Source organism: Alistipes intestinihominis (assembly GCF_040095975.1).
GTDB lineage: Bacteria > Bacteroidota > Bacteroidia > Bacteroidales > Rikenellaceae > Alistipes > Alistipes senegalensis.
Map to the genome: position 1 here is coordinate 1 of NZ_JBBMFL010000033.1, position 6,550 is coordinate 6,550.

General features: G+C 38.0%; 5 protein-coding genes. All 5 read right to left on the reverse strand.

Translation table 11 applies throughout. The features are described from left to right. Nucleotides 1-173: 173 nt before the first annotated feature. The gene (locus WMO46_RS15395; protein WP_349094643.1) at nt 174-2,018 is read right to left on the reverse strand and encodes a UvrD-helicase domain-containing protein; all 1,845 of its coding nucleotides are present in this window, start codon (nt 2,016-2,018) and stop codon (nt 174-176) included. Nucleotides 2,019-2,026: 8 nt separating this feature from the next. Then, nucleotides 2,027-4,177, reverse strand: coding sequence for an ATP-dependent endonuclease (locus WMO46_RS15400; protein ID WP_349094644.1), 2,151 nt, complete (start codon nt 4,175-4,177; stop codon nt 2,027-2,029). A 16-nt stretch (nt 4,178-4,193) separates the two neighbouring features. Then, nucleotides 4,194-5,228, reverse strand: a complete 1,035-nt coding sequence (locus WMO46_RS15405; RefSeq protein ID WP_129650046.1) for a PDDEXK nuclease domain-containing protein — start codon at nt 5,226-5,228, stop codon at nt 4,194-4,196. A gap of 62 nt (nt 5,229-5,290) precedes the next feature. Further along, entirely contained in the window at nt 5,291-6,052 is a 762-nt protein-coding gene (locus WMO46_RS15410; RefSeq protein ID WP_207209327.1) for a DUF2971 domain-containing protein, read from the reverse strand. 7 nt (nt 6,053-6,059) lie between these two features. Next, on the reverse strand, nt 6,060-6,263 hold the full coding sequence (locus WMO46_RS15415) for a helix-turn-helix transcriptional regulator (RefSeq protein WP_129650044.1): 204 nt from the start codon (nt 6,261-6,263) through the stop codon (nt 6,060-6,062). Between the last annotated feature and the right edge of the window lie 287 nt (nt 6,264-6,550).

Genomic DNA, 6,550 nt, shown 5'->3' on the forward strand with positions numbered 1-6,550 from the left:
ATTATGACATTAGCATTCCGACTGAAATCCAAGAATGCCGAGGTATTTAGACGCTGGATCGTTGAACGAGCGATGACACCAGCTATCGTCTGGAAGATGCCGACAGTAAACGACAGGATGCTGAACTAAAATTCCGACAAGACAAAAGACGGCCGCGCAGGCCGTCTTTCTTGTCATAATCGTACTATTTCATCTTCTTCATCAAACCAACCTTTGTCAATACATGTTTGTTTGACAATATCGGGATGATCCGTATATACTACTAATGCAAGCGACTCTTTTGCCCGAGTGCATGTTACATATAACAGCCGAGTTGTTCTTTCCAACGTAGAATCTTCCTTATTCTGTATATGTTTTTTATCCGTTTCTGATAATGGTTTGGCTCCAAATAATTTATCGTAACTGAATAAAAATCCCTTTGCTTCATTATCGTCCATAATAACCATCACTCTATCGTATTCCAATCCCTTAACACCCTGATGCGTATCAAATTTCGTTTCTTGATTAACATATTTATAATATGTGCGAATCATGGATATCGGTAGCTCCATGCCCTTCATCCAAGCTATTATTTCTTCATCAACAGCTTCAACATCATCCACCGATTCCATATGGAATGCAGCTGTCAAAATATCATCAACGGAGATAAGATTGGTCGAAAGCAAGATGTCTACAACCTGTCTTATAGTTGATGATGGCGCATTACATATCTCGACTAACTGCATCAGTGCTATATGACACTGCATTAAACGGCTGTTAAAATCATCCGTATTTTTCAAAGAAAGAATGGGCGAATTTTCACGCAATAGCTTCATTACACCAACATTATTACCACTATTTACATAATCGACAAGCGGTAAAATGATATGCGTAAAAAAATTTATGGTAGTTACAGTACCCTCATTATATGCCATTTTATATTTCGCTACATTGCTGAATATATTATGAAATTCATAAAAGCCCAAGCGTCTTGCCGCCATAGCATGTTCCAATGTAAGAATTTTCACCGATTCGGGGCTGCTCCATTGTTCGTCATTGGTCGCTTCACTCATTTTTGTGCATATCATCGCCTCGATCGCCTCTTTATCGACATCTGATGCCGTATTTACAATAAACATACGGACGGTTCCTTCCGGGGCATTTTCTCTGGGTCGCTGTTCTGCATTAGAATCAATCTGCAACCCTATTTGATTCCCAAGCCTGATAATACGCTTTGCACACCTATAATTTATTCTCTTTATTGGTGTTGCCCAATCTTTGGGTATTGAAGAGGCCATATCCGTTTTTCCGTCACTATAAATTCTTTGTTTGATATCGCCTAATAAACCAATAACAAACACTTTAGGATATTTCACCTGAATCTGTAAAAAAGCATCTAATAAATCTTTATTAGTATCCTGACTCTCATCAATAAGAAGGATCGGGAACTTTTGTGCGATTATTTCCTGTAGTGAGTTTTTTGTACTAATAAGAGTTGTTCCTATTTTTATAATTTCGGCATGGTTCAACGAATTACTATCAAAGTTATCACCGTTGGGATTATATGTAAATTTACGTATTTCAGATTTCCGCATTCGCCTTTCATTCAGTATGTTCAACTTATCTTGATTTTTCTGATATGTTGCAGTAGTTTTATTTTTGGCCGACTCTTGTTTACGCTGAAGATCCGCAATCTCTGCATCAATAAATGAGAGATAAGTAGCCTTAATATCTTTTTGGAATGGTTCTATAATTGCCCAAATGAAACTATGAATCGTAGAAACACTAAATTGCTCCGAGAAATCCATACGTCGGCATATTTCATCGGTAGCTGCATTCGTAAATGTAATTACGGCGACTTTTCTATCCTCGATTGCATACTTTTGCTCCCATTTGGCTTGTATTCTTTTTAGCAGTTCGATCAAGGAATACGTTTTCCCGGAACCAGCACCTGCAAACAGGAAAAAACTTTTTTTCGTTTTTTCTGTTATACATTCATCCAATATTTCTATAACGTCAGAGTCTGTATTTTTACACATAACTACAATCAGTCCAATTTAGATTTTAACCATCTTAATCCTTCTTGAATATATGGAGGAGCGACTAAATTTCCAAATTGCTCAGCAAAAAGCAGATTAATAGCAAGTTCCGCCTTTGTAATTTTCTTGTTTTCGAGTTTTTCAAATAACTTTTTATGGAATGACAGCAAATCTGCATTGCTCTTCAATAAATTACTTATTGTCGTAACAGCTCCCATATTTCCTAATTTTTCCTGACGAAACAACTCGATATTTGAGAAAATCAATGCGTCTTCAAATGTATAAGGATATACATCAATTTCTTTCGTATCTTCTTTATATTTTATTTTCATACCGCATGGATAAGCAATGCGTATATGGGCGTTCTCTTTCTTGTCAGATTCCAACGTGAGCAATTCATCAATCATTTTCCTTTGAGGAAGCCAGTCAATCAATGTGTTGTTGCTCGTTTCTTGATTTTTACCGACTTCCGGAAGTTCGGCTTTCGACCTCGGCTTTCCTGCTTCATCCGTATATTTACCTTTGGCATCGATATCGGAGATAATCAATGTCAATACTTCAAGCCTATCTATTAGAGGTTTGAACCGAAATGCGTGACTTCCATTAATTTCTATAATCGACACAAATCTCGATCCCAGTTCCATTTTGCGTACGAATTGCGGCAAAAGTATTTTTTCCGCGGCACCCTCTATCAGTATAATGGCATCTGCAAAGAATACATCATAGTGCATTAATTGGAGGTATCTTGTAACAAAACGTTCGGTTTCCTTGTCCTCTCCAAAGGTATCACGCATGTTAATTACCTTGCTAATAGGAATATGGTCCTTAGTCTTTTGTATTCGTTTGAAATATCTCATACAACACATATTCACCTCATTAGAAATATGCGTAGAGTGAGTAGAAACGATCAATTGCGTAGAAAACTGCGAATTGTCTTTTAGAAACTGCACATTGGTCAATCCGTCAATCGCTTTACGGATAAAAATTTGTTGCGCTTGTGCATGAAGATGAGCTTCCGGCTCTTCAATCAACACTAAATGTATAGGTTCTATTTCTTGTTTGCCATCAGTACGACGATCGCTTAAATGTAACCACGATTCTCTAAACTGAATCAACTTAAAATACATGGATAAAAGATTACGATAACCCAATCCATTATATTTCTCAGGGATGCGTAATCCCTCTTCTCCCGGCATAATAAATTGAACGGCAGAATCATGGCCTATTGAAGATGCCGGATTTGAATAACTATGGATTTCTATTTTCGGATTTTGAAATCCCGGATAATTAAATCCTTCCAACTCGTCAATAATGGAGGCGAAACTTTTCATTAAATTCTCATCAAAAACCTTATTGGTTTCATCAATAGCTTTTAGCAAACTATAATCATTCTCCCTGATATTTTCTCTTGGATCTACCTGCTTTTTATAATATTCTTGAAGCTGTCTGGATAAAGTGTCAATAATATTGTCTCCGTTTCCATCGGGATCGGAAAATTCACGAAGAGCCTCTATGCAGTTAATTTTAATAAGTTTCTTAAAGGGATTTTCAATTTCATAAACAGACTCTTTATATTCTGAAATATCTTGTTCCTCATCAAGAAGGTAACACACCAGTTCAAAATAAGTTTGTAGATTATTGCGATGAGAAATAAAATCTGTCAGATTTTTGGGATATATATCAATGCTTTCATTTCCATGCTTTTCCTTAATGGCGTTTACATTTCGTTTTGCCATTATATATGCCGCATACAAATTTTTCACTTCTTTCGGTTGGAATCGCAATCTGGCTCCTACCTTTTCACCATTCCAAGTGAGAGATGGCAAAAGGTTTATTACGCGATATTTTTCCGATGAATCTATCTTTACCCACACATCCATAGATGGCACGATATTAAACCAATCCTCAATGTGTATTTCTTCATCATTGGACACATCTAACCATTTATCCCCTATATCATTTATACTCTTCCATAGAGTTACGGTGAAGTCTTGGGCTGTAAAACGATTCGGTTCGTCCAAAAACCAGCGTAACGCACTCATTGCTGTAGTTTTTCCACTATTATTTGCGCCAACAAAAATTGTTTGAGTGTCATCAAAATCAATGGTACAATCCGATAATTTTCGGAAATTACGTATCTTAACTTGGCTTAATTTCATGACAATCTATTGGGAGTTATTCAACCTCTGTTTCGTGTTGTTCCAGAAAGAACCGCTTTTGTTGTTCGATCTCATGACGCAACTCCTCTTCGGTAGGCATATAGGTCATATATTTGGCTGCGTATAGTTGATCGCTGTCATGAAGCACCGAATATCGGGCGATTGTACTATCAGTATCGGTGCAAAGTAAGACTCCTATGGTCGGGGCATCATCCGTCCCCTTTATTAAATCGTCGTACATACGCACATACATATCCAATTGTCCGATGTCTTGATGAGTCAATTTATGTGTTTTTAGCTCAAAAATCACGAATCGTTTCATCTTGAAATTGTAAAACACCAGATCAACGTAGAAGTCCGCAGTATCAGTAACGATATGCTTTTGCCGTTCCACGAAGGCAAATCCGCGTCCGAGTTCGAGAATGAATCTTTCGAGATTATCTACAAGAGCTTGTTCTAACTGGGATTCCGAATAGTTATTATCTCGTCGGAACCCCATGAACTCCGCTACCATCGGATTCTTGATGTATTCCAACGGATCGGATTCACTCCAAGACTCTGGTATCGTAATATTTTCACGCTGGGCGGCAAGTCTTCGTTCGTAATATTGTGTCGAAATATTGCGGTCAAGGGTTTTAACACTCCACATATTGGTCGCCGCAGCTTTAAGATACCACTTACGGGCTTCGGGGTTGCTTACGGAGAGAATGCGGCGGATATGTGACCAATTCAGATTTTGCACATGCGTGTGCAAAATCTCCAAATCGCTGAATTCTATATAGAATTTGCGATAATATGCCAAATTGCGCCGACCATACCCGGAGCCGTATTCAGCAGTAAGTCTATTCGCAAGAGCAGGGATAAGCCCCTTGCCATAGTCAGCACGAGCATTACCTTGTTGTTCTTCCTCCACAATACGCCGTCCAACATTCCAATAAGTTAGAATGGCAACTTGTCCTGCTGCTGCAAAGGCATGCCGCCGACCTTCTTCTATAATGGTGCAGACATCCGAAACCAATAAATCTGATATGATGTTGTTAGTCTTTTTCATAATAAATGTTTGCAGTCTGTTTATACTACATTTGGTCGTGAATATTTCGGTTTATGTCCATGTTATATCAGTTCGGCATTTAATTTAAATGCTTGGGGATCGACGGACATTTGGTAAATCTCAATATCGGGATTTAATTTTCGGGCAACCTTTATTATTTTCGATTTCTCCGTCGCATCCATATTTATCCCCAAATAAACCGATTCAAAACACTCTCCTCCAATTTTAGGAAACGCCCGCATTTCTTTCCAATCGATCGGACCTTTTTTATCATTTTGGCCCGGTAATAATTGCATATATGTTGGCCACGGATCTAAAATAAATAGACGCACTTCTTGTTCATGCCCCCAAGCCTTTGCTTTGGTGGATAATTGATAATGGAAAAAATCTTTTGCATCTCGGAAATAATCCGGTTTTTCCACAATATCTCGATATTGCACTTCTATTGCCGAACAACCTATCATCGTGTTTCCAAGCATTTTCGAAAGATACTTCTGGGCTTTCTCCATATCCAGACCAATGCAGACGCCTTTATGTTTGCTATAATAACTCCACATCAAGATTGAATCATGTATTTTGGAGAGGCTGCATATCCATACCTCTTCTCTGTTTCTCCGAAATGGATGGCTTCTCAACTCTTCGATTATTTCCGGAGTCCATCCTCCACAGGCTTCTTTCGGTGGATTGGAAAAGTTAATTAACGCTGGATGACAGTCAAACGGATCGTTTAACTGCGTAGCATTGGTGAATTGAAGATCGCTGTAATACAGCATCATCAATCCACCAGTTACATCAAGGTACTTATATAGTTTGGTCGTTCCCATTAATCTGTTATTCAGTTCGCAAGAGGTCGTCAACTCTTACTTCCAACACTTTGGCTATTCGAATGAGTGTTTCGATATTAGGTTGATTGGTATTCGTCGCCCATTTCGAAATAATCGCAGGATCTTTTCCCAACTGTTCAGCAAGCCATTTGTTCGACTTGTTTTTCTCCACAAGGACAACTTTAATACGGTTCAGAAGTTTACGCTCCATAGTTATTCTGTCGATTTTCTACGAAGATACGATTTTTAAAGATAAATAATGGATAAACAGGTAATAATTGTAGTAATACACTAAAAAATAAATAAAATAACAATTCGAATACAGTAATAATTGCGGGTTAGTCATGTACTTTTCAAATTAGCACAGGAAGAATTCCTTTTCGTTCGTCCTAACAAGGGTATCAGCACATCGGGTGCTGGCATATACGCATGCTGTTACATGAATAAACATACAGCTATTCAGTCGGCTAACCATACAGTCAAACGTATGATCATTTG